Genomic DNA, 26,047 nt, shown 5'->3' on the forward strand with positions numbered 1-26,047 from the left:
TTAAACAGGCTCTAAATGCTCACAATTCTTGTTTGCGTCTCTGTCTGTGAATTTCTTTTTTTCTGTTATATCCTCTATTATTGTGAAAGCCTGACAAGGCTCACTCTCTCCATCTCTGAACTCTGGAAATGCATCCACTTTAATCCAGCGATGTGTCTTTTCCTTTGGGTTATAAATTCCCATTATAAAGTTCTTAACTGGTTTTCCGGTTTTAAGCGTAACCATTGAAGGGTGTTGTGTGCCTGGCAAATCAGAACCATCTTTCTGGATTGCCCGCCATTGAGGATCCATTGATGTTTTGCCGGTAATCTGATCCAGTGTCAGCCCAAGAATCTCCTCGGCAGCAGGGTTGGCGGAAATTATCTCTCCCTTTGCATTCTGATAAACCACTCCCTGGGTAATCTTTTCAAAAAGTTTATTATACTTAAGTTCTGAGGCTTCAAGGCTCCATGCCATCTGTTTGTTATATGTATTGTCTTCAAAGCTTACCCCCAGCCTGTTGTCCGGCAGTAAAAAAGCAACCAGACGGTAATATCCATCATTTCCATCATCTTTATAATGAAGCTCATCCTTAAAACAGGGCTTTCCGGTTTTCATAACATCAAGAAATTCATCCAGCAATCCCATCTCTTCTGCACGTGGCCATATTTTTTGAAACGTTTCACCCTTCCATTGTTTAATCTCAATGCCGGTAAGTTTTTCTGCTGTGGGGTTGCTGCTCTCCAGAACCAGATCTCCATCTTCATTGAGTTTGTAAATAAAAAGCCCTGAAGGCATATGGCGGACAATATCTTTGGATGCCTGCCGGCTGTATCGCAAATCCTGCCTGATATTCATCATCTCAGTGATATCAACAAAGGTTATCATGGTTCCGGCATATGTATCAGGGCCTATATTATAGGGTAGAATCTGAATAAGATATGTCCTGCCATCCTGATCCTTTTTTTTCACAGAGATCATCCTGTTGTTAATCTGAACGCCCTTGACAGCTTCAAATGGATCAAAATCAACCATACGGTGGGATAGATGATGGATGGGGCGTCCTATATCTTTCTCCATGATATTAAAAATTTTTGTAATATGTGGAGAGTATTTCCTTATTTCACAGTTTTCATCCAGAATAAGAATGTCAATACCGGAGCTTGAAAGCAGATTTTCAACATCATTGCTCATTTCTGTAAGTTCAATGATCTTGTTCTGATATTCTGAATTTACGGTAAAAAGCTCTTCGTTTGTACTTTGCAGCTCTTCATTTGTGCTTTGCAGCTCTTCATTGCTTGCCAGAAGCTCCTCATTTGTGGCCTGCAACTCCTCGTTTGAGGTTTCAAGCTCTTCAATTGTGGCCTGAAGGTTCTCCTTTGAAAACTGAAGATCCAGCTCAAGATCTCTGATTCTCTGCTGCACATCCTCCTTGATATCATAGGTCTGAACAAGGGTTCCATCCCTGTCCCTGCTACTATATGTCTTTTCACCACTGGTTTCCTCAAAAAAGACAGCAACAAGGGAGTCATTCCCCTTTTTTTCAGGAAAGGGAATGATACGAAGAGTAATGTTTTTTGTACGATCCCGGACTGTAAAAATGATATTGGAATAGAGAAGCTCCTCCTTGGAACGGAAAACCTTCTGAATGCCTGTGGCCAGGGGTATGGCAAGATCCTTTATAACCATTTTGGTGATGTCATAGACAACCTTTCCCGAAGGAACCTTAAAAAAGCCTTCTGTATCACCAAAAATGTGTATAACTTCCATCTGTTCATTTACAATAACTGAAAGAAGGATAAAATGTTTCTCTATGACGCCCATATAACGTTCCATCATTCGCGTCTCATCTGGTCTGTTGTAGCTGGGCTTTCTATCCCTGAATGAAAATGGAAAACTTCTACTGTAGTCGGTTCTGTCACGGGGAGCCATATCACCATCATGGCATTTTGCAGGGTGCTTGCCTATGGATTTGTATATTTTGAACTTGGGATGTATTGTTTCAAAGCAAGTTGCCATATCTCCAACTGTTTCACTTGTACCAAGAAAGAGAATCCCTCCTGGATTAAGGGAAAAATTGAACATATTCAAAGCTTTCTGCTGAAGAACAGGCTGAAGATAGATCAAGAGGTTGCGGCATGTTATAAGATCAATCTTGGTAAACGGGGGATCCTTTACAAGGTTGTGCTGGGCAAAAACCACCATCTCCCTTATGTGTCTTGCAATTTGATAATTTTCCTCTTTTTTATAAAAGTATTTACCAAGAAGCCTTGGAGTAAGATCAGCGGCAATACTTTCCGGATATACCCCGTTTCCTGCATGCATCACAGCGTCACGGTCAAGATCTGTTGCAAAAATTTTGACATCCCGTGTTACACCAAGTTTCTCCATGGTCTCTTTGGCAAGTATTGCTATGGTGTAAGCCTCTTCACCTGTTGAGCATGCCGTGACCCATATTCTAAGCTCCCTGTCCCTGACACTTGAGATAAGAGCAGGCAAAGCAGTTTCCATCAATTCATTCATTGCTTCGGGATCTCTGAAAAAACATGTCACTCCAATAAGAAGTTCCCTGTAAAGGGTCATCACCTCTGATGGATATCTCTGTATATACTGAACATAATCGTTGAGATGGTTTATCTGGTTGACTGTCATTCTGCGCTCAATGCGCCTGCTGATGGTGGTGGGCTTGTAGTATGTGAAATCAACCTTTGCCTTTTCCCTAAGCTCTGAAAATATCCTTGTAAGTCCCTTTTCATCACTTAAAAAACTTTTTGTCTGCTTTCTGCCTGACACATATGGATGTCCCATATATGCCATTAACTGATCTGGCATCTCCTTTGGAGGAAGAATAAAATCAGCAACACCTGTTGATATTGCTGCCCTTGGCATACCGTCAAATTTGGCACTGCTTTCATCCTGAACCATCACCATTCCGCCGGACTCCTTGATGGCCCGAACCCCCCGGGTTCCGTCACTTCCTGTTCCTGATAAAATAATGGCAATTGCCCGGTCTCCCTGATCTTCTGCAAGGGATTTTAAAAAAATGTCAATGGGAAGATTAATACCCCTTGTGGCATCCTTCTCTTTTAAAACCAGCTTGCCATGAAATATGGAAAGATTTTTCTTGGGAGGAATCATATAGATGTTGTTGGGCATAACCTCCATTCCATCTGTGGAACGATGTACAGGAATGCTTGTCTTTTTTGATAAAAGTTCCACCATCAGGCTTTTATAATCAGGTGAAAGATGCTGTATAACGATAAATGCAAGCCCGCTTTCAACAGGCATGTTGCTGAAAAAGTCCTCAATTGCTTCAAGGCCACCGGCAGATGCACCAATCCCTACATAATGGGTAACCTTGCCGGTGGCTTTGTTAGCCGTTGATTCACTGTTCATTTTCTCTTTTTTTTCCATCTTTACACCCCTTTACCTTAAAAATGCATCAGCCTCCGGAGGATAGTCTAATTAACATTAAAGAATATTGTTCCTTTTTTGTTATTCATTTTCTCTCATTGGGATAAGAACCCTTATACAGGTAGTGTCTGTCTCGTCACATGTCTCCATTTCAATCTCATAACCCATGACTTTGGCCATAAGTTTGGCAGAATAGGTGCCAAGCCCTGTTCCTTTCTTTTTGCCATGGGTGAGATACTTTCCAAAAAAATTCTTGCGCATCTCCTCGGGAACAGATCCTTTATTGTGAATGGCAATAGATATACTTGATTTGTTTGATTTTGGGGTATTGCTTTTTTTATACTGAATATTTTTCTCATCTGCAATTGATTTCGGATGAATAATTGTCTCATCTGTACTTGATTCCGGATGAATAATTGCCTCATCTGTATTTGATTCCGGATGAATAGTTGTCTCATCTGTACTTGATCTCGGATGAATAATTACCTCATTTGTAATTAAGTCCGGTTCTGAAATTTCAATCAAAATCCCGTTTTCCTCAGGGGAGGCCTCAATTGCATTGACAATAAGATTGGAAAACATGGAAGAGAAAAGATTTTTCTCGGAAAGTACCATTAAATATTTTCCCTTGGTGAAGGGTTCCCCGTTTAACATTATTCTGTGGCTTATCTTTTTCATGGATAAAAGCGATGCATTTTGTTCAATGATTCTGCCGATTATTTTCAGGGCATCAATCTGCTGAGGCTGATAGTTATATTTCCCAGTCTCCATTTTGAACATGTCAAGTGAGGAGTCAATCATTTTGAGCATATTTTTTGCTGCATCCTTTATAATTCCAAGGATCTTGAGCTGCTCTTTATCAAGATTTCCCTTTGCTGAAAGAACAAAGGGAAACCCCATTATTGCACTCAAAGGCTGCTTGAGATCATGACGCATTATGCGATCAACATCCTCTTTTAATCTCTCAAGCTCCTTTTTTTCAGTGATATCCACAACAAAAGTGACTTTACGGGGACGACCATCAATGCCGATAACCCTTGCAGCATCAGCAATTATAGCTATGAGGCTGCCGTTTTTATCAACAACCTCCCATTCTCCCCTTAATTCAGATTCTCCCTGAATAAAGCTATCATGCAGTTCACCGAGTATTTTCCTGCTCTTTTCCGGTACAACAATTGTAAAATGTTTGCCAATCAGCTCAGACTCATCATATTTATAAAGACGACAATAAGCTGGATTTACCTGCTCAAATATTCCATTTTCATCTGTTATGCATATACCCACAGGAGTGTTGTCTATTATGGCCGTAAGTCTTTTTTCACTTTGCTTGATGGCTGTTATTTCAAGCCCGTGGGAGACAAGACCTGTAATTATTTCCTTTTCGTTTCGATAAGGAACATATGTCATCTCCATCCAACACTTGCCTTTACCGGAAAAAGTTATTTCTGTCTCATAAGTTATAGTCTCTCCTGCAAGACAACGATCAAGATGTGGCTTTATTTCTCTTTCAAACACATCCTGCCCCACAAAATCAGCAGGTCTTTTTCCTGTTATCTGTTCTTTTTCAAGTTCATAAAACTCTTTATAAACATCATTGACTGCAATATATCTGTAGTCTTTTGAAAGAAAAGCCATGGGCTGGGGAAGTGTTGCAAGAATATGGCTGTAATAGTGAAGAATTGCATCAGCTTCTATTTTGTGAAGTGCAAATCCCAGATCACGCGCCATCTCTCCGAAAAGATCCTGTGCCTCTTTATCAAAGGCATATATATCAAGCACAGAGACAGATAAAACACCAAAAATCTTGCCATGGCTTTCTATACGTCTTGTCAATCCTGCACGGGCTGCATATCTGTGGGACAATGGACAACCTGGGCAATCTTCAGACGGATTTTTTATGACAATAACACTCTCTTTCTCAAGGGCCTGTTTCATGCATGGTGGATGCTCAATCCGGTCAAGATGCCGCTGCATCTGTATAAAGGAATCTTCCTTGAATTCACTTGAGGCTGTCATGGTGACGGTGCCTTTCTCGTCAAGCAGCGCAATCCATGCATTATAATATCCCATGCTTTGGGTCAGGGTTTTGCAGACAAGCCTAATTAATGACACCGGCTCCTTTTCATTGACAATAAGCTGGTTGACCTTCCGTATGGCAGACAAAACACTCTTTATATGTGCTTCCCTCTTCAGTATCTCCTCACGTTCGGTTATATCTGAAATGGAGATCAAAATATGATCCGAGAGATTACCGTCAAATTTTTTGTCAAATTGCTGAATACGTCCCTTTAGTTCTGCATAAAAAAATGTTTCATTTTGACTGGTTAGCCGAAGTTTCATGGTTTTCCCTTCAGGATTTTTGAAAAAAGCCTTGAACCTGGAAAGAAAGATTGGTCTGTCCTCCTTTTCTATAAATTCTGAAAAAGGTTTTCTGATCAGATCAGAACGTTTTTTGGTCAACATTTCACAGATTGTCTGGTTTACATCAATAATCATGGGGTCTTGATTCATTACGATGTAGCCGACAGGAGCATTATTAAAAAGTGTCGAGAATCTGTCCCTTGATCTTTCGATCTCCTTCTGGGCATTTCTAAGCTCCTCGTTCTGTATCTCCAGCTCAACCTGATGTAGCTGAAGTTCAGTGACCAGCTTATCAACATTTTCCCTGGGTATGCTTTCACCTGCACCAAAGCCTTTTTTTAAAATAGCTTCTGCTTTTTCGCGCAGTCTCAGTTCACTCTTTTGGAGATTTAATCTGTTATGTTCAATTTCATGCATCTTTTTCTCCAATTTATTCATAAATCGTCTCGATTATATCATAATCATCCCATGGCATAAAAATGTGGTATATTTTTACGGTAAGGTTGCCTTTGCTTCCCATTTATTTATGGTTATTTTCAAGGACTTCACGTATTTTCAAGGACTTCACGTATTTTTAAGGAAAGATCCTTCATAATAACCGGTTTCATCAAAAAACCTTTAATACCAAGCGATAGAGCCTTCTCTTCAGACATTATTTCGCTGAACCCGGTACAGAGAAGCACCGGAATATCAGGACGCAGACGGGTTAATTCAGCTGCAAGTTTGTCTCCGGACATGCCGGGCATTGCCATATCCGTAATTACAATGTCAAACACATCAGGAGTGAGCATACAGGTTTCAATGGCTTCAATAGCACTTGCACATGACGTAACCTTGTAGCCCAGGCGCTCCAGCATCCTCTTTTCCATTCTAATGAGAGACTCTTCATCATCCACAAGAAGTATATGTTCAGTGCCGCCCTGAATCTCTTTTTCTTCCTTGTAATCCTGTCTGTCAGAAAAATCTGTTCCTGCCATGGGCAAATAAACATGAAATTTCGATCCTTGTCCATGCTGGCTATCTACATTGATAAATCCCCCCATTTTTGTAACAATGCCATGTACAACAGAAAGCCCCATTCCAGTACCTTTACCAACATCTTTGGTTGTAAAAAAGGGATCGAAGATTTTTTCTTTAACCTCTTCTGTCATTCCTTTACCTGTATCAGCTACGGTTAAACAGGCATATCGTCCTTTTAACACACCTGAAATTGTGGCATCATGCTCTCCCAGTTCAATCTCTTTCAGGGTAACGTTGAGTTCTCCGCCGCTCTCTTCCATGGCATGGTAGGCATTTGTGGTAAGATTCATGACTATCTGATGGATTTGTGTGGGATTTGCCTTAATCATTCCACAATCTGACCGGATATCCTGTTCCATTTTTATGGTTGCAGGGATGGTTGCCCTGATCAGTTTCAATGCTTCCTTTATAACAGGCTCCAAGTTCATCTCATGAAATTCGTCGGTCTCCTGACGGGAAAAGGTAAGGATCTGCTGAACCAGTCCCCTGGCTCTCATGGCGGCAGAATAGATTTCATTAAGGCTCTCTCTCAAAGGATTTCCGGCAGCAAGATCATCGAGCATCATCTCTGTATAACCTATAATGGGAACAAGAATATTATTGAAATCATGTGCAATACCGCCGGACAAGGTTCCAACAGCCTCAAGCTTCTGGGATTGGAGAAGCTTTATCTCAAGCTCTTTTCTCATCTTTTCAGAGGCAATCCTCTCCCTGATCTCATCGTTAAGCTGATCATTTTTAACAGAGAGTTCCTGTGTTCTCTCCTGCACCCGATGTTCCAGTTCATCGCGGGCATTCCGCAGGGATAGTTCAGCATCCTTTCTTTTAATCACCATGCTGTTGAATGCAGTGGCAAGGTTTCCGATCTCGTCATCGCTTTCAACCATTACCTGACGTTCCAGGTTCCCTGCCTCGATCTCCCTTGCTGCACCTGCAAGTTCTTCAATGGGGCGTATCACCCTTTTTTCAATATATTGCCACCCCATGATAATGGAAACAGCAAGGCTTGCAATAAATACCAGAACAAGAATAGTTGATATTGTTTTCCAGACAAACCTGGCCTTACTGGTAGTAGCCTGGACATCTGTTCTGGTCTTTTCTATCAAAATCTGGACAACGGCATTTATTTTTCTTGATAACTCAACGCACTCCTTTGAAAGCAGTCCGGCATCGGATATTGTCTTAAGTATTTCTCTCCGTATTTCCGGTATGGAATCGGGATAGTCAAGATAGTCAACATAACCGTGAAACTCTGCAATTAATTGACCATAGGCATTGGAAAGCTGGGGGATTAGCTCTTCACTCTGTTCACTCATGTCTGCAAGGTTGGAAAGGCATTTCAGTTTTATCAGGTTCAAGTTTTCCTCATTCTGCTCTGTTGCAACCGAGAGAAGAAGCTTTGTAAGTGAACTTGTGGTCATTCTGATATTGACAAGGTGCAGCAACTGCTCGACCTTTGCAGCCACATCATCAGCCATCATACCTTCATTCATCTCAATCCATTGATCTACAGGAACCCTGAATACGGATATGGCAGGGTTAATGATCTCCTCGGACTTTTTATAGGTTTCAAGAAGCTGGGTGTATCGTCTCTGTTGAGCTTCCGTCAGTACCAGTTTTTTCCTGACTGTTTGATCTATCCTGGAGACATATCCTGTGAAATCCCTGAAGTCCGATTCAAGTTCCCTTACCATTCCGATACTTAAGGCAAAGTTGCCGAGCTGCCCGAATATCCTGGATAAATTTTCGATTTCACTATTTATTTCACCTGAAATCACTGTACGTTCTTTTTCATCAGCAGATGCAATCAGGGAAGGTGCGCTGGCAACAATACGTTCACTCTGGGCAGCTAGTTGCTGGGCAAGGATCAACGGAGGCAGATCCTGGGTAGTTATTTTATCCAGAGTATTCCTAAAAAAGAACAGAATGTAAAAATTAAGGAGCGTTGAGAGTACCATAAAGGCAGTCACAGCTATAAAAGATGCCATGAGTTTGATTTTAACGCTTTTTTGGGGATTCATAATTGCCTCTGACTGTTTTTAGAAATTTTTCATGGCTACACCTTTTTCCACCACCTTCGGGGAAGGACATTTTCAGGAAGTCTCTCCAAAGGAATCTCCCTGGCAATGTTGAATATCTCCTGATAGATATCAACATTACCTGCAAGCCTGTTAAGTTTTTCCCGCCACTCCTCCCAGGGTTGAGGGTTAAAGCAAGGGGCGCATCTCTGCTGGATCTTATGGAGTTCCTTTTCAGAAAACTTTACATAACGGATACCCTGGTCTGAAAAAACAGTCCCCTGCATTTGTGGCTCTGAAGCCCCTGCCATATTTATCAGAGAAGCTTCTCCGGCAAGCTGTCCCCATATTTGTGTATAGTATGCCGACTCCATCATGGCAACCTGTAGATCAGGGGAGAGACTTTCAAAGACGCTGGTTCGGATGGCAGCATGGGTATTTCCGCTGAAGAGGCGAAGGTCAAGTACCTGGGAGATGATCCCCGATTGTTCAAATGCCATGCCCGCAGCAGCAGTTTCCCAGGTCTCCATGCCGTCAACAAGACCAAATTTCATGGCATTAAGTGTTCCGCCCCAATCCATGGGGACAGGAACAATGCCAAGAAGCTCCAGTGCTTTCTGTCCGAATTTACTGGCTGTGACACGTATTTTTGCCCCTTTAAGATCATCAATGCTTTTGATATCAGGCTTCTCTCGCCACTTCATGCCCATTGTAAGGCCCCGCAAGCGGCAATGAGTAAACAGAAGATGAAGCCCGTGATGTTTTCGGAGGGGCTCCCGCAACAGTTTCTCACTTTTGGGATGATAAAAAAAATGGTGCTGGGATGCCCTGTCCGGAAAGATGCCAGGAAAGTTCAATACATTGAAATATTCGGCAATTCCGGCAGCATTCTGTATGGATGAAGAGTAGATATCCACAATGCCCTGCATAGCCTTTTTAACGCAGGTCATCTCATTGCAAATTTCACCTCCAGGAATCAGTTCTATACGTATTTCACCATCTGTTCTCTCTTCAAGATCCCTTATAAATTCAAGGTATCCAAAACCGTTGATCTGGAATATTCTCTTTCCAGTTATGGTGATGGCATAGGTAAGGGTTCTCCTTGGTTTTCCGGTATATACAGTTTTTCCTGAATATCCTGCTTTTTCTGCATATCCTCTTTTACCATATCCGCCATCTGCTCCGGAAGAGCGTTTTTTGCTGATATTTTGGGCAGCATCCGCAAGGGTAGAAATCGTTAATGGGTCTCCTCCCATTGAAGTTAATGCCATCAGCAGGGATGTCCATCCAAATGTGCGTGCAAGTCGTCCCATCTCCCTTCTTGAAACAGGTGCAGGTGCAATTTGTCCCATATCTTTTCTTGAAACAGGTTCAGAAAGAGCGCTGTTCTCAAAGCCGGCATTCTGAACAGGAATCCCTGGTGTCAGGCTTAAATCTCTATTTTTCATATTTCCACCACCTTCGGGGGTCAATGTTTTGAGCCAGTGTATCTGCGGGAATTTCCCTGGCAATGTTGAATATCTCCTGATAGATATCAATATCTCCTGCCAGTTTATTGAGTTTTTCCCGCCAACTTTCCCAAGGTTTTGGGTTATACAAAGGAGAACAGATCTTTTCTGCTTTTTCCAGTTCCTTTACGGGAAGTTCAACAAAGCGGATGCCATGCTTTGCAAAGATGGTATCCTGCTTCATGGGCAGAGATGCGCCCACCGTATTAAAGCACGCAACTTCAGTTGCCATCTGGGTCTGATAGGCTGACTCCATGACAGCATACTGAAGATCCGGTGTCAGTTTCTCGAAGACACGCTCATTGATCCCTGTATGTTCGTTGGCGCTGAAAAGTCGCAGATTAACAACCTGTGAGATCACTTCAGGAAACTCGGCGGCCACGGCTGAGGAGTAGCCTTCCATTCCGTCAACCATTCCATATTTTAAAGCACCGAGGGTCTCCTCCCAGGGGATGGGTATCGGTTTCATGTTCAAAAGCTCCAGTGCCAGTTTACCGGGCTTACTTGCTGTAACCCTGATTGTCATGCCGGAGAGCTCCTCTATGGTGGTGATATCAGGTTTTTTCCGCCACTTCATTCCCATCAGAAGTTCCCGAAGACGACAGTTGGTAAAAAGGAAACGGATGCCATATTGTTTGATCAGAGGCTCCCGCAGAAGTTTGTTGCTTTTGGGATGATAGAAAAAATATTGCTGTGAAGCTCTTCCGGGGAACATATAGGGAAAATCAAGGATATTGAAGAAGGGGACAGACTCTGCCGCATTTTGCGTTGTGGAGCAATAGATGTCAATAATCCCTGATTGTGCCCTTTTTATGCAGTCAAACTGGTTGCAGATAGTGTTCTGGTCTATGATCTCCACACGGATTTCACCATCTGTACGATCTTCGAGATCCCTGACAAAATGTAAACAGCCAATGGGGTCAATGTGTTCCCAATCCTTCCATTTGACGCTCAGGCCATACACAAGGGTCACTCTTGTATTTTTTGCGCTCCTTTTTTTCTCCTGGAGTGCTGCTGCATCTGCAAGTCTGAGGGTAGAGAAATTGTCACCAGGAGCGAATGCAGCCATTGCCATAAGCGTGGAGGTAATGCCAAAATTTCTGGTAATTCTCAAAAAATCACGTCTGGAATAGTTTCGTGATTGTTTTTTCATATTCTGCTCCTTGGAAACTATAGTTTTCCAGATAATTAAATTGACAAACACAATGTAGGGGCAACCCTGTGTGGTTGCCCCTGCTTGTGGTTGCCCCCCCACAATGGGCGACCACAAGGGGCGCCCCTACGTTGTTACCATCACCTCACCGCTCATTAGTTTTGGCAATAGGGTATCTTTTATAGTGTTCGTTTGTAATTTGGGTAAAATCATCAATCAATTTTTGGCATCCTTCATTTCCCAGTTTACACTTTCCCGAACAGAATGCCCGTTTTTCGGGGATACTGTTCCGGAAAGTGCAAAGTACTTTCTGTATGATATGAAGGATGCCCAATTTTTGTGGTGGCATTCTGAATTTCACCCATTCAACACCATCTTTGGATAGCATGTTTACTGTGCTACCGTTTGTAGCACCTGAAATTTGTTCATGCACATCATTGGTTTTCAAAAGATGAAATAAGAAGATATTTTGAATTGTCTTTTGGACATAAAAGAGAGCTTGATCATGGTTTTGAGTCTTGCTCATGATAATTAAATTATGACCCCAGGGAATCTGGGCAACAAGCTGTTGCCCAATTAGAGAATCTTGAGACCAGAAGAGAAACCACTGCCTCATATATTTAAGATTACGCAGAGAAAATCCTTTTATATCAGGAAATTCTGACTGTAAATCTTTGCTTAACTGTTTGAGAAAACCATCGCCCCATGAGGTATGTTTTTGTTTTTCAACAATTTGAGCAGCCATATCCCAATACAAATTCAAAAATGCCTGATTTACTGAAACCGCAGCTTTTATCTGAGCGTTTTTTATTCTGCTTTTAATATCATTTATAAAAAAATAATAGTCTTTGTCGGTAATGAGTGACTTATTCATATAATGATCTTTTCTAAATTTTCCATAATAGTCTTTTTTTATAAGAAAGTCCCCGTCTTTTAAGGCTCCAAAGGACTTTCATGCTTCGTTGTGGCAGATGGTTCTGCCATGGCCGTTATATGAAAGTCTCGGTAACAGCCTGTTTTTAAAACGACTTTCATCCCTTCGATTGTGGCGGTCATCAGCCATGTACGTTATTTAAATTGGCTTCTTCAAGCAACTGTTCCTCAAACCCAGCTTTTAAGCTGGTAAAGCGTTCCTTAAAATCAAAGTCGTCTTCCTCTTCAGCCAGTCCAACATAACGCCCCGGAGTCAGCACATAATCCAGTTCTTTAACTCGCTCGATACTTGCCGCACAGCGAAAACCTTTTACATCTTCGTATGGGCTTAGTGGAAATGCCATCATTTTTTATCAAGCACACTTCTCACAGTCCTGGCCATATCCTCCATTGTCACAGGTTTCATGAGATATTCTTGAATACCCCCAGACATGGATTTATCCTTATCAATTAATTGACTCAATCCTGTGCAGAGAATAATGGGAATATCCGGCTTGATTTTCAGAAGCTCACGGGAGAGATCCTCACCGGTTATATCGGGCATTGTCATATCTGTAATCACAAGATCTATGCTATCAAAGGCTTCATGAAATATATTAATTGCCTCGATACCACTTGTAATGGCGACCACCTGATAGCCAAGGCGCTCAAGCTGCTTTTTTTCCATGTCACATACTATTTCATCGTCATCCACAAGTAAAATACGTTCTGTCCCACCGGGTATTTTTCCATTTGATATATCTTTACCATGTAAATGCAATTTATTTTTATAAGTGGAGGGGGCTGATTCCGGCCATGAAAGTTTATCTTCTATATCCGGTTCAACAATGGCGGGAAGATATACCTGGAAAGTAGTTCCCTGGCCAGGTTCGCTGTACATTGTTATATGTCCGCCATGGCTTGCCACTATTCCATGAACCACGGATAGGCCAAGCCCTGTTCCTTCATCCCTGGGCTTGGTTGTAAAATATGGTTCAAATATTCTTGGCTGTTGCTCTTTATCTATTCCTATGCCTGTATCACTGATTTCAAGCCTCAAATACTTTCCAGTGGCCAGATCAAGATCAGCAAGATAATTGTCAGGGGTAATAATCATTTCAGTAAGGGAGATTGCCAAAATCCCCCCTTTCTCCCGCATGGAATAACAGGCATTGGTAAAAAGATTTATCAGAATTTGATGAATCTGGGTGGGATCCCCAGAGATAGCGTCACAACCAGAATCTATGGATTGCCGTATTTCTATGGTTACCGGTATGGAAGATCGTAAAAGCTTGAGAGCATCCTTGATCAACACCTGAAGCTGCACTCTTTTTTTATCTTTTTTTGTCTGGCGGCTGAATGTCAATACTTGACGGGCTAACTCCCTGGCTTGATTGGCAGCAATAAGAACCTGTTGGAGATTTTGCCATGCAACGGAATCTTCAGGTAAATCCATCATGGTCATTTCTGTATAACCAATGATGGGAGATAGCATATTATTGAAATCATGGGCAATACCTCCGGCCAAAGTTCCAATGGCCTCCATCTTCCGGGCCTGCTGCAAACTCTCCTGTACCTTTGCAAGCCTTGTTTTCTCCTGTTCAAGCTGACGGACTTTTTTTTCCAGTTTTTTGGACAAGGCATTTGTATAGGCATTATTTAATTCATTCCTGCTTTTCAGAGGTTTTTCAGGAATCAGTAGTTTATTTTCTTTAAATGATTCCAGGACGGTTTTAATTTCAAGCAGAAAAGGGTTTATCTCCATTGGTTTAAGAATAAACCTTGATGCACCAAGATCCATGGCCAGTTTTTCGTCACTTGGGTCTGTATAGGTAGCGGTATAGAAGATAAATGGAATGGAACAAAGATTTTTATCAGACTTGACTGCACGACAAAGGGCATATCCATCCATTTCAGGCATGAGTATGTCGGATATTATAAGCGAAGGAGGATTGGTGGATGCCATCTCAAGTGCCAGTTTTCCATTTTCAGCACTTTCTACATCATAACCATTTGCCTCCAGCAATGTTTCAAGAAAAATCCTTGAATCTTCATTGTCTTCGACTATGAGAATTTTCATTGTCAGGCTCCTATAACCTTCTTGATTTGACTCATCACGATTGCGGGATCTATGGGTTTTTCAATGTATCCGTCACAACCTGCCCCCAGAAGTTTTTCCCGATCACCTGCCATGGCATATGATGTCATGGCAATAATGGGGATGGTATTACCAATTTCTGAATTTCTGATAATCTTGAGTACATCGGTTCCCATGATATCAGGTAACTGAATATCAAGAATTATAAAATCGGGACGTTCCTGCAACGCCAGATCCACACCCTGTTGACCTGTTTCAGCCCTTATGGTTATGTAGTTATGGGCTTCCAGGATAAAGGTAATCAACTCCATATTATTCTCATTATCTTCTATGACAAGTACTCTTTTCATGGATTGTCCTTTTCAGCCTGTTCCGTTTTATTATCCATTGATACAAGCTTAGAGGGAATCAGAAGACCAAAGGTGCTTCCTCTGCCCTCCTCGCTTCTAAATATAATCTCTCCCCCCAGAATTTCAGTGGCAAGCTTTTTTGTCAGATAGAGTCCAAGTCCAGTACCACCGGCCTTGATCTTCAATCGTGAATCCAGACGCTCAAATGCTTCAAACAGTTTCGGCTGATTCTCTTTTGAAATACCTATGCCTGTATCAGAGACCAAAATTTCAACATTCTGGCCGCACATTCGGCTCGTAAGTGTGATTCTGCCAGCTTCAGTGAATTTAACGGCATTGCTCATATAGTTGATGATACACTGAAGTAGCCGCTTCCTGTCCGTATGGAGTTTCAGTTCCTCTGGAACAGACAGAACAAGTTCCAGTTTTTTTGCCTTTAACTGAGGTTCAATGTTAATGACAGCCTCATCAACAATTTCGGAAAGGATAATATCTTCAGGATAGATATCAATCCTGCCAGCCTCGATTTTTGAAATGTCAATAACGTCAGTGATAAGGGAAAGAAGGTGTTTAGCCGAATTGTAAACCCTTGTAAGATGATCTTTCTGCTTATCATTAAGTGGTCCAGTCATTCCCTGGACAATCACACCTGTAAATCCAATGATGGAATTGAGAGGCGTTCTCAGTTCGTGGCTCATGGACGCAATAAACATGCTTTTGAGCTGATCAAGTTTTTTTAGTTCTTTGTTGGCTTCATTGAGTTTTTCATCGATTTCAATTCGCTTTTGAATTTCTTTTTGTAACTTGTAGTTCCATATCAGGATCACAAAAAGTATTATGAGTGCACCCGCTCCTATCTGCATGGCATAACGCCAGATAATTCGCGGGGCAATACCTGGTTTGTACTCAATATTGATCCAGCGATTACGGATAGCATTTTCCTCTTCAGGTTCTATGGATGCAAGTGCCTTGTTGACAATGCCGAGAAGCTCCGGCCAGTCATTACGAATAGCAATGTGAAGGGTCTGTGTATCCTGGGAAACCGGAGCTGCAACCTTGAGGTTGGTAAGGTTCAGCTTTCTGATCCAGTAGGTTGACGAGGCAATGTTACCCACAAATGCCTGGGCCTGACCATTTGAAACCGCAAGAAGGGACTTTTGGAGTGTATCATACAAAAGCGGTTGAATTTTGGTGTTCTCCCTCAGATAGCCTTCATGGGAACTGTTCCTTTGTACTGCAACTTCCATATTTTCTATATCATCAATGCCTGTCAAAAAAGGGCTGTCCGTACGGGTAATAATGGCACGATGAAAGCTGATGTATGGCCTTGAAAATTTCAGAAAAGCCTTGCGTTCCTGGGTAATAGCGACACATGGTAATAGATCTATTTCCTTATGCTGTGCTTTTTCCACTGCATCCTTCCAGCTGATATTCTCCGTCACCTCAAATTCAAGGCCAACCCGTTGAGTCAGAATAGTCAGATAATCCGATGCAATACCACTATAAGAACCGTTCGGGTCCAAATATTCAAAAGGAGCAAACTCGGGGTCAATACCGATGCGGATCACCGGATGATTACGAATCCAGGCCTTCTCCTCGCTGGTTAGAACTACGCTTTTGTCTGAATGATATATTTGGGGTTCGGAAAAGATAAGCTCCCTTGGAAGGCCTGACAGGTAAACATAAATGGCCTTATTGTAAATAGAGCCGGGGTCTTTTTTTAGTTTATAAAGATGATGGTCGATTTTGCTAATTAGTGTGGAGGCAAGGGGAGACTCTTTGGGAAAAGCAAACTTGAGATGCCTGGGGTTAAAAATAATTGATGTTTTAACCAAACCATACTCTTCGGCAAACAGAGAGCCAAAAATTCTGTTAACAATCCCTGCATCTGCCTGGTCAGCAGACAACAATTCAAACACATCTTTATAATCTTCTACTTCGATGAATTTACAGTCAACATCAAAATTATGGGCAAGCTTTTTGATACCACCATCGCCTTCCGTGTGGATGCTGCCTTTCATTACAGCAACTCTCTTCCCGTTCAAATCAATCAGGGACTCAGTGGTCACTCTATCATTGGTATAGACAGTTGCCCAGTTGACGAGAAATGTTTCATGGTTGAAGCTATATCTTTCTGCTCGCTCCTCAGAAAAAGCCACATCCACCATAATATCAATGTCGTTTTTTTCAAGCATATCAAGACATTCACTCCAACTGCCGTGAATATAGCCGAGTTTCCACCCCTCTTTTTGTGCAATGTAATTAAGAACATCTGGAAAGAGACCGACAATATTTCCTGAATTTTCCGAATAAATCTTTGGTCGATTCTCGTATGCTCCCACACGTATGGTGAGTGGTGACTTGATGCTTTGATCTGCAAGGGCAAGTGAAGAATAGGGCATGATCAAAGATAAAAAAAACAGAGTAAAGATAAAAAAGCTGAAAAGAGAGAGATTTTGCCTGATTTTACCATTTGTTTTTCTATTGGGGAGAGGAAATATTAAATGACAACCCTTTCCATAAGCAATTGGGGCTTGATTACCATGGAAAAAGATATAAGGAAACAGGTCAAAATAATTTAAATGTTCAATTTGCATAATGTGAATTCTTTCCAGTAGGAGTGACTGCGTATTTTGTTTTCCAAATAGACATTAGACACTATATCCATTTTCCATAACGTATTGATTCTATTGAAATACATTTTTGCAATATTCAATAAAATCAAATTGTTAAACCCAAACCACTATAGTGGTTAATGAAGAATGCCAAAATGATCACTCAAAATGACTGGCACATTCCGATGATGCAGGAAGGGAAAGTATAACTTTTGTGCCAAAACCTTCTCTGGAGCTAATGGAGATGGAGCCGCGATTCAATTCTGCAAATTCCTTTGCCACCATAAGGCCAAGGCCGCTTCCATCCTCCCTTCGGGTTCCTGGGCGGGATGATTTTGCACCTGTTTCAAATATGGAATCACAAATCTCTTTTTTCATCCCAACACCATTATCTGTAACTGCAATATTGTGCCATTTGCCATCTTGTGTGCATGAGATCACAACCCTGTTGCCACTGTCACAATATTTAATTGCATTGTGGACAAGATTCCTGATTATAAACTGCAACATGTTTTTATCATACATGACATCACAGCCTTCAGGAACATCACAGGTAAGCTCGACACCTTTGGCTGTGGCATCTTCCATGAAAAAAGAGATTATCTCCTCTGCAATTCCTGCTACATTAACCTCCTCTGTCACAACTTCTATGCTGCCGGTCTGCATTCTTGCCCATGTAAAAAGATTTTCAAACAGCTTGTACATATGCTTTGAAGAGTCTGCCATTGCCCTTATTCTATCCTGCTTTTCATCATCGTTAAGATCATGGTAAAAACTTTCAAGCATATCTATACTTCCTGTTATACTGAAAAGCTTATTTCTCATATCATGGGCTACAATGGAAAAAAGCTTGTCCTTTGAAGCATTTGCCTTTGCAAGCTCTTTATTTGTTTCTTCAAGGGCATGATTGACCTCCTCAAGAGTACTGTTGGCATCCGCAAGTGCCTGATTTGACTTGCCAAGGGCAACATTGGCATCTGCAAGGTCTGCATTTGCCTTTTCAAGCTCTTTTTTTTGTCTTGAAATGGTAAGATGGGTTTTAATTCTTGCAAGAACCTCATCCTGGTTAAAGGGCTTTACTATAAAATCAACGGCTCCGCTGTTAAATGCCTTGATCTTGTTGTCAGTGTCTGCAAAGGCTGTAAGAAATATGATGGGTATTTCACGGGTATCTTCATTTTCCTTCAGGCGCCTGCATGTCTCATAGCCATCCATCTCCGGCATCATGATATCCAGAAGGATAATATCTGGATGGGCAAAGGCGGTTCTTTCAAGGGCTTCCCTGCCATTTTTGGCAACAAATATCTTGTTTCCCTTCTCTCCGGTCAAATAGTCAAAAAGCACCTTAAGGTTGGTGGGATTGTCATCCACAATCAATATTTTGTTTTCATTCATTCGATTTTATCTCCAGAACTGATTCTGCAAGCTGCACGATCTCGTCAATCATGAAATTCTCAGCCATTTCATTGATTTTATCCTTAAATCGGGACGTTACAGCTCCTTTTTCAATTTTTGCTGCCCACTCCTGAATACCAGTAATATCCCCCTGTTTTGCAACCTGCAAAAGCATATCTATATCACCAATGGCATTTGCAATGTGTTGTTTATCCTCATTGGAAAAAGAGGCGTTGCCATTTTCAGATTCTGCCGATAGTTCATCCTTGGCACTTTGAACAGAGTCATCAGCTCCATATATCCAGCCGATATCTTTATACTTTGACAGCACTGTAAAAAGGGAGTGAAGGCTTACAGGCTTTGTAAGAAAAGCATCACATCCTGCCCTGAAACTCTTCTCCCTGGAATCATTTACAACACTTGCCGATATGGCAATTATCAGGGTATCTTTCAACGCAGGATCGTTGCCCTTGCGAATTCTGTGAACTGCCTCAAATCCGTTCATCTCCGGCATCATAAGATCCATGAGAATTACGTCCGGAATTATCTCATGTGCCAACTTTATGCACTCTTTGCCATTGGCGGCCATATAGACATTAAAGCCCATTGGCTCAAGAGCATCCCTTAAAAGCTCGCGGTTGTTTAGGTTGTCATCAGCCACAAGTATTCGGAAATCTTGATTGGATATTCCCATGATCTTCTGGTCAGGGGCAAGGGTTATCTCCCTTGCATTTGTCTCAGGCAGATGGATGGAAAAACTGAATGTGCTTCCTTCACCAGGTGTTGACTTCACAACAAGCTCACTTCCCATCAACTGAACCAAGCGCTTGCAGATTGCAAGACCAAGACCTGTTCCCTGAAGGCTATCATTAATGCTCCCCGCCTGTTCAAAGGGATGAAATATCTTTTCAAGGTCTTTTTTATCAATACCGGAACCTGTATCTCTTATTGAAAAGGATATCCACTCTGAACCACCTGTAGCCTCCCTGAAGGCAGCAGGGACATCGTTATCTCTTTCCACATGATACTCCACGCCTCCTGCATGGGTAAACTTTACCGCATTATCAAGGATATTGAAAAGCACCTGCCGAATCCTGACTTCATCCCCTAAAACCCAGCTTGGCAAATCTTCGGCTGCATGGAGTACAAAACCTATGTTTTTCTTTCGTGCCTTTATGCGGGTAATTGCGGCAGTTGATTCCAGAAGTTCACCAAGGGAAAACTCAACAGGATTCAGTTCCATCTTTCCTGCTTCAATCTTGGAGAGATCCAGGATATCATTGATCATCAAAAGCAGATGCTCTCCGCTCTGGCTTATTATTTTTAGCTGCTTAAGCTCGGTCTCCTGAAGATTACCGTTGCGCTCCATTATTTGTGTATAGCCAAGAATTCCGTTGAGAGGGGTTCTGAGCTCATGGCTCATACTGGCCAAAAATGCACTCTTGGCACGGTTTGCAACTTCAGCCTTGTCCTTTGCCCCGATCAGCTCCTGATTGAGCTTCTGAAGGGAACGGGTTCTCTCCATGACTTTCTGTTCAAGCTCAACCTTGTGATTTTCAAGCTCCTGATCCCTCATCTGGATCTCGTTGATCATGTTGTTAAAGGCTCTGATCATATAGTGAAGTTCATCATTGAAAATATCCATACAGGGGACCCGAAGGGAGTAATTTTTCTCTTTTGTTATGGTTTTTACAGCATTGGTCAAAGAGGCAATGGGCCCTGCCACAACCTTCATGGATTTTGAAAAAAACATGTAAATTACAAGACCTGTCAAAAGAAGAATAACAAGATTGTAACCTACATACCAACGGATAAGCTCAATGATTCTATCCTTTCCTGCAATAATCAACAGATGGCCTAAGTATGTACCATTAAACAAGATGGATGAATGACACTCAAGCCTTTTGAAGCAGTGGTTCAATCCATCTGGCTGAAGAGGCCATTTTGCAAGGGTTTCCGGTGTAACATCACTGTTTTCATAACTGCTTTCATAACTGCTGTTATCTCTTTTCTTATCACTTTTCTCATCACTTTTCTCATCACTTTTTTTATCAGCATGATCCTCTGGTGAATTACGGATGTAGGTAGCAAAAACCTTGCCTTTTTCATTGTAAATGGCAGCAGCTATGATATCGTTGTTTTCCCTGAGGGCATTGAGATTTTCCACAGCCGCATCCGGATCATTAAAATAGAGGGGAGCCTCAACATTTTTCTCCATAACAGAAGCAAGGGAAATAAAGCCGTAGTTCAGGGTTTTTTTCATGATATAAAAATCATTGATCACAAAAAAAGTCCCTGCAAAGACAAGTGCTATGCCGTTACTTATCAGTATCATCAGAAAAATTTTGGTTTTCAGGCTTCGATTTGCCAAAAGGGAACGCATAAGCCGGTTTACAATATTCATGGAAAACTGATGCTCCTGCAAATGGGTTGCATTGTTGTTTTTAAAATGATTTTCATGACTTTGATTGTGGCGGGTATCCGCCATGTAGTGCATTGTCAAGGCTAACAATTAGGATTCGGTTAGTTGTAGAGACAAGGCATTCCTTGTCTCTACGTTGCAGATAACCCTTAAAATTACGTGTTGACAGTGCAGTAGGTTATACATGCTCTATCTGTCAGATACTATTCTGGCAAGTCGAAGAAGATGAGAGCTGATTTTAATGCCTGAGCGATTTTTTGCATCAACATTGATTTCAAATCCGATGCGGTTATTGGGCTTTGGATAGAAATTGAGAATCCCCCCCTGCTCAGCAAATCCGGGAAAGTCTCCAACTGTTAAAATTGGATGCCCGGCAATCATGTCAAGCAGCGCCTGTGCTTTTTTTTTCTCCGAACGGGTAACAATTACAATCTGGGCATCAACAATGGGGGGAACAATGTTATTATCAACTGTAGTAGCGATATTTTTATCAGCAAGATTCTCTTTATTATCACCAACAGAAGACATTTTTTTATCATTAACAAAAGTCTCTCTTTTATCACCAACAGAAGATATTTTTTTTATCATTAACAAAAGTCTCTCTTTTATCACTAACAGAAGAGGCTCTTTTATCATTAACAGAAGTTCCAATTAACTTTCCTGAATCTGGATAATGGAGTACCCTCAGCTTTTTGTTCTGAAACAGGCGATCTGCAAAGGGAGCAAACAACCCTTCATATTCATTGTCTCCCAGAATTATAATGGTAAACCATTGTTCCGCATCATGCTTTCCATCTTCAAATACACTACCTGTTGTTTTGGTTTCTTCAGTGCTACCTTCAGGTATTGTTTTTATCGTTTTGTTTGATTTTTGATGGGCAAAAGATTCTTCCGGCCATTCAATAAAATCGGTGAACTTAATTATCAATGCTGCCTGAATCTCCTGTCTTGAGATATCCTCAGAGGCAGCCGGTAATACAAATGCCCATAAAAAGGTTATCTGAATGGCCAGAAAAAGCAATGGGCAGACAACAAAAGTTGCAAAAGAATTTCGCATATCATATGCAATCTTTTCCATGGGATTGCGCCTCACTGCCTTCATATCAAAACATCCAACTTAGCCCGATGGTGTAAACGGGTTCTTCAAGGGTAATTTGCTGTTTGTTAAGGGAATCATAGTAGTACCCTGTTGACGGAACGTCATTATCGAAGATATTTTTCCCTTTCAGAAACAGTGAGCAGCGATCAGTCAGGTGATATCTGAGACCTGCATTTACAACAATGCGGTTATGATCAAAAAGATCCTGTTCCTGATTTTCGCCTCCGTCTTCTTCCCCTGAAGGTAAATTGTTTTCAACTGTTGTTACAGCAGCATTGTAAAGACACCCAAGGGTCATATCCAGGCGGTCATCAAAGAAAGTATGCCCCATGTTAAATTTAATGATATGTTCAGGATAGACCTTCCAGTTTTCTCCATTCCTGTTTGTCAGACGCATGAAAAAATCGGTTGCATCTGTGTTGTGAGGGTGTGAAAAGCCATATGAGATATCAAACCAGGTTCGATCATCAGGTGCAAAATATAGTGAAACCTCAAAACCGGCAGATGCAAAAGAATCGGTGATGATCTGCTCTACATAATCAGCCTCATCTGGGAGCTGCTCTGAATTATCAACTGCGGATTGCGATGATGATGAGCTGTTCTGGGACACCTGAGAATCAGAATCAGAAGAATCATCAGGATTTCCCGGCAATAAAAACACGGAATCCTTAAATACATTGTAATATCCGTTCAGACTGAAACGGCAGCGATCATCCAAAAATCCGAGATGATATCCAATCTCGTAACTTTTTACCTCTTCGGAAGTGAGCAGCTCATGTATATCTCCATAAGTGACATAATTTATATATTGAGGGTAGTGATATCCCTCCTGATATATCAATTTTATATTTTGGTGGTCATCAAGATCCCAGGTGATACCAAATCTTGGAGTGACCATATCAAGGGAGCCACCTTCAAATTCAAGTTCCACATTTTCTCCATGGAATTCAAACTCTTCAGAATAAACACCATCATAACGAAGGCCGGCAAACAGCATTACATCCTTTAATATCTGGTAATTATCCTCAATAAATATGCTGGCTTCAAGCCACTCCACATTGGCTTCAAAGGAGATATTTCCCTGGTCGTCAATCGGTGCAAAGTCAGGAATCTCACCTGATTCATAAATATCACTTACATTTATGACAATACTGTCAGCATGAAATCGTTTCCATAAAAGTGACCCGCCAAGTGCAATCCTGTGACCTGCAAATCGGGTTGTTTTAAGAAGAAGCCTTGATTTGACCTGCCATTCTGAATCCTGATTTTCATCCTCCCATGAGAGGTAGTCAGGGTCATATTCAAAGTATTTAATTGGTATTCCAAGTGTCAATACTTCAGTATCTGTCAAATGAAAATCCATCTCAGGAATTATTGCAGAACTATTCATGGCAAGCTCGGAATAGCCACTTTTGTCATATTTGAATTTAAGGGTGGAGTCAACAACTTCATTTTGGAGAAATGTGGTTAACCTGAAGTTCTCCTTTTCCCAGTTCAATGAAAAACGGCTGTTGGACTCAGGAAAGGAGTTCATCTTCACTTCTCCATCCTCAATTCCTTCAGACTCAACCGTGCCTGCATAGAAGAAAAAATCTCCTTTTGTAGGTGATGAGAAGCCATAACCGGTTTCAACCTTTACAAGATTATGGGGAAAGCCCGCCTCTGAATTGACAAAGCCTCCTGGATGCTCTGCTCCGTTTTTCTGGATTACATTGATAAAGCCGTTGATTGACCCACTGCCATGGATAATGGAACAAGGACCTTTGAGAACTTCAATGCGATCCATATAGCCAAGAAGAGGCAAATCAAGGTTGGTGTTAATGCCAACTCCGTTGCTGATATTCATGCTCTCACCGTCCAGCATGTATAAAATGGTGGCATTGGAAGAAGAGGCAATTCCTCTAGTGGCTGACAAGGCTCCGGCGCTGTAGGCACCTGAAACATTAACCCCGGGCACATGATATTCCAAAAAATCGGAAATACTTGATGCATATGCACTCTCTATCTTTTCTCCTGATATCACGCAAATAGCACCTGGTGCCTTTTCCTGGGGGATATCAAAAAAACTGGTGGAGCTTGTTTCAATTGACATCAACTGCTCTATGCTCATTTCTGCAAGTTCTTCCACAAGGGTTTTTGCATTGGCATCAAACGATACAAACGGAAGTAAAAGAAGGGGAGTAAGCAGACGGATAAAAATGGTATAATCATAGCCGTTTAAACACTTATTCATAATATCACACATATTTATTTCAGGTGTCAGATTGCATAACATGCTTTTTTCAATTCAATCATTACCAAATATATACTCAAAATTGACATCTTGTTGGCTTTTTGGCATTAATTGCATTTGTCTGAATCAGGATGCCCGGGATTTACAGGATGCTCAGGATAAACAATCCTGCCTTATCTTTTCAAAATCGACAAATAGTGGATGGACGGAATGCCTTGATTTTACAATAAAGTTATTGGTTGGAAAATCTATAGTTTTTAAAGAGTGATGTTTTTAACAATAGATTTCAATATATTACGACAGTTCAAAATGTGAAATTCCCTGGTGGCACTATGAACATACTTTATCTTTTCCAGAAGCTTCACTGGAAAAGTTTCAAATCTCACCAGAAGCTCTTCAATAGAAAGGCTTTGCTTGACATTGGCCATCTCAAACGCTTTTCTCCAATCTTTGTAACCTCGGGAATGCGCCTCCAGAATATCAGCAATATCCTTGGGTTCATCTCTGTTAAGAATTGCTCCAAATTTATTGGACATAATTTCATTTAGCGTGTCTATCTTGTGGTTATCAATTAAGTTAAATTTTTCAATTTTTTCAATATATTCATGGACGAAATCCAGCTGAAGCACAAGTGAGTTCTGACTAAATAAAATTCTGACAAAATCTTTGCTCTCAACAGTTATTTCAAATTCAAGGTGATTTGACTTTAGCAGAAAATCCTTTAATTCTGACCTGAACATATTGTTTTTGTTTGTGAAGAAATCCAGATCATCACTGTATCTGTGATTATAGTTGTGGAATCTGCTCAGTGCAGTGCCACCTGTGAGGTAAAACATGTTATCAAGAGAAGAAATAATTTCCAGCAATTCATCCTGAAATTTATAAAGAATATCATAGTGTCCAGCGTAATCTTTCTGGTGCATTGGTCTCACCTAAGTAGTGATTTCTGAGGGCTGCGACCCTGGTATTTTGAAATTCATGTTTAAAGCATCCATAAGGAATTTTCTCAAGCAGCTCTTTCAGGTCATTTTCCTTGAAAAGCCTTTTTGCCACACGGAAAAAGTCACTTGAATTGAGAATAATTTTTTTTAAAAGATAGAGTTTTTCATCTTTCTGATTTCCGTAGATGATATTTTCAATATCCTTAGTGGTATAATCATAGTCCCAGAAGCACTCTTTTATAACAGTATTCAAAATGTTTGTTTCATTCATATAAAACAGGCTCTTGCTTGTTTGTTACTGTCAAAATCCATACCTTACTACATTTTTAATATTTATTACATTTGTTAAAATAGGAGTAAAAACAAGTTTTACAGGCACAGCATAATGTTTTTACCGTGAAAATGGATACAAATTTTCATATTCGGGGGTGGCTGAGTCACAGCTATGTCCGTTTACCGTGAAGATAGATACAAATTTTCATATTCGGGGGTGGCTGAGTCACAGCCATGTCTGTTTACCGTGAAAATG

Annotated in this window: 17 protein-coding genes; all 17 read right to left on the reverse strand. The window is 41.1% G+C overall.

Features of this window, described 5'->3' with window-relative positions; all coding sequences use genetic code 11:
• Complete coding sequence (locus MTBBW1_RS14750; protein ID WP_245809401.1) at positions 1–3,393, reverse strand: chemotaxis protein CheB; 3,393 nt, start codon at positions 3,391–3,393, stop codon at positions 1–3.
• An 81-nt stretch (positions 3,394–3,474) separates the two neighbouring features.
• Positions 3,475–6,171 carry a PAS domain S-box protein gene (locus tag MTBBW1_RS14755; RefSeq protein WP_186441328.1) on the reverse strand — a complete coding sequence of 899 codons (2,697 nt, stop codon included), beginning with the start codon at positions 6,169–6,171 and terminating at the stop codon, positions 3,475–3,477.
• 128 nt (positions 6,172–6,299) lie between these two features.
• Positions 6,300–8,795, reverse strand: a complete 2,496-nt coding sequence (locus MTBBW1_RS29585; protein ID WP_245809402.1) for an ATP-binding protein — start codon at positions 8,793–8,795, stop codon at positions 6,300–6,302.
• A 35-nt stretch (positions 8,796–8,830) separates the two neighbouring features.
• Positions 8,831–10,240 carry a TRAP transporter substrate-binding protein gene (locus tag MTBBW1_RS14765; protein WP_080804529.1) on the reverse strand — a complete coding sequence of 470 codons (1,410 nt, stop codon included), beginning with the start codon at positions 10,238–10,240 and terminating at the stop codon, positions 8,831–8,833.
• The gene (locus MTBBW1_RS14770) at positions 10,230–11,453 is read right to left on the reverse strand and encodes a TRAP transporter substrate-binding protein (protein ID WP_080804530.1); all 1,224 of its coding nucleotides are present in this window, start codon (positions 11,451–11,453) and stop codon (positions 10,230–10,232) included. The genes MTBBW1_RS14765 and MTBBW1_RS14770 overlap by 11 nt, the downstream gene beginning before the upstream one ends.
• Positions 11,454–11,598: 145 nt before the next feature.
• Positions 11,599–12,327 carry a DUF1016 N-terminal domain-containing protein gene (locus tag MTBBW1_RS14775; RefSeq protein WP_080804531.1) on the reverse strand — a complete coding sequence of 243 codons (729 nt, stop codon included), beginning with the start codon at positions 12,325–12,327 and terminating at the stop codon, positions 11,599–11,601.
• A gap of 181 nt (positions 12,328–12,508) precedes the next feature.
• The gene (locus MTBBW1_RS14780; protein ID WP_222424068.1) at positions 12,509–12,733 is read right to left on the reverse strand and encodes an SAM-dependent methyltransferase; all 225 of its coding nucleotides are present in this window, start codon (positions 12,731–12,733) and stop codon (positions 12,509–12,511) included.
• Positions 12,730–14,445, reverse strand: coding sequence for a response regulator (locus MTBBW1_RS14785; protein ID WP_080804532.1), 1,716 nt, complete (start codon positions 14,443–14,445; stop codon positions 12,730–12,732). The genes MTBBW1_RS14780 and MTBBW1_RS14785 overlap by 4 nt, the downstream gene beginning before the upstream one ends.
• Before the next feature lie 2 nt (positions 14,446–14,447).
• A complete protein-coding gene (locus MTBBW1_RS14790) occupies positions 14,448–14,813 on the reverse strand; it encodes a response regulator (RefSeq protein WP_080804533.1) in 366 nt (121 codons plus the stop codon).
• A complete protein-coding gene (locus MTBBW1_RS14795; RefSeq protein WP_080804534.1) occupies positions 14,810–17,410 on the reverse strand; it encodes a transporter substrate-binding domain-containing protein in 2,601 nt (866 codons plus the stop codon). The genes MTBBW1_RS14790 and MTBBW1_RS14795 overlap by 4 nt, the downstream gene beginning before the upstream one ends.
• A 177-nt stretch (positions 17,411–17,587) precedes the next feature.
• Positions 17,588–18,823, reverse strand: a complete 1,236-nt coding sequence (locus tag MTBBW1_RS14800; protein ID WP_080804535.1) for an ATP-binding response regulator — start codon at positions 18,821–18,823, stop codon at positions 17,588–17,590.
• Positions 18,816–21,227, reverse strand: coding sequence for an ATP-binding protein (locus MTBBW1_RS14805; RefSeq protein ID WP_186441330.1), 2,412 nt, complete (start codon positions 21,225–21,227; stop codon positions 18,816–18,818). The genes MTBBW1_RS14800 and MTBBW1_RS14805 overlap by 8 nt, the downstream gene beginning before the upstream one ends.
• 207 nt (positions 21,228–21,434) lie before the next feature.
• Positions 21,435–21,833, reverse strand: coding sequence for a YfiR family protein (locus tag MTBBW1_RS14810; protein ID WP_186441332.1), 399 nt, complete (start codon positions 21,831–21,833; stop codon positions 21,435–21,437).
• On the reverse strand, positions 21,805–22,347 hold the full coding sequence (locus tag MTBBW1_RS14815) for a hypothetical protein (protein ID WP_080804538.1): 543 nt from the start codon (positions 22,345–22,347) through the stop codon (positions 21,805–21,807). The genes MTBBW1_RS14810 and MTBBW1_RS14815 overlap by 29 nt, the downstream gene beginning before the upstream one ends.
• Position 22,348: 1 nt before the next feature.
• Complete coding sequence (locus MTBBW1_RS14820; RefSeq protein WP_186441334.1) at positions 22,349–24,577, reverse strand: TonB-dependent receptor; 2,229 nt, start codon at positions 24,575–24,577, stop codon at positions 22,349–22,351.
• A 257-nt stretch (positions 24,578–24,834) separates the two neighbouring features.
• A complete protein-coding gene (locus tag MTBBW1_RS14830) occupies positions 24,835–25,500 on the reverse strand; it encodes a nucleotidyl transferase AbiEii/AbiGii toxin family protein (protein WP_080804541.1) in 666 nt (221 codons plus the stop codon).
• Positions 25,469–25,789 (reverse strand): hypothetical protein, encoded by a 321-nt coding sequence (locus MTBBW1_RS14835; RefSeq protein WP_080804542.1) that lies wholly within the window; start codon positions 25,787–25,789, stop codon positions 25,469–25,471. Before MTBBW1_RS14835 ends, MTBBW1_RS14830 begins: the two co-directional genes overlap by 32 nt.
• Positions 25,790–26,047 lie beyond the last annotated feature (258 nt).

This window comes from Desulfamplus magnetovallimortis (genome assembly GCF_900170035.1).
Classification (GTDB): domain Bacteria; phylum Desulfobacterota; class Desulfobacteria; order Desulfobacterales; family Desulfobacteraceae; genus Desulfamplus; species Desulfamplus magnetovallimortis.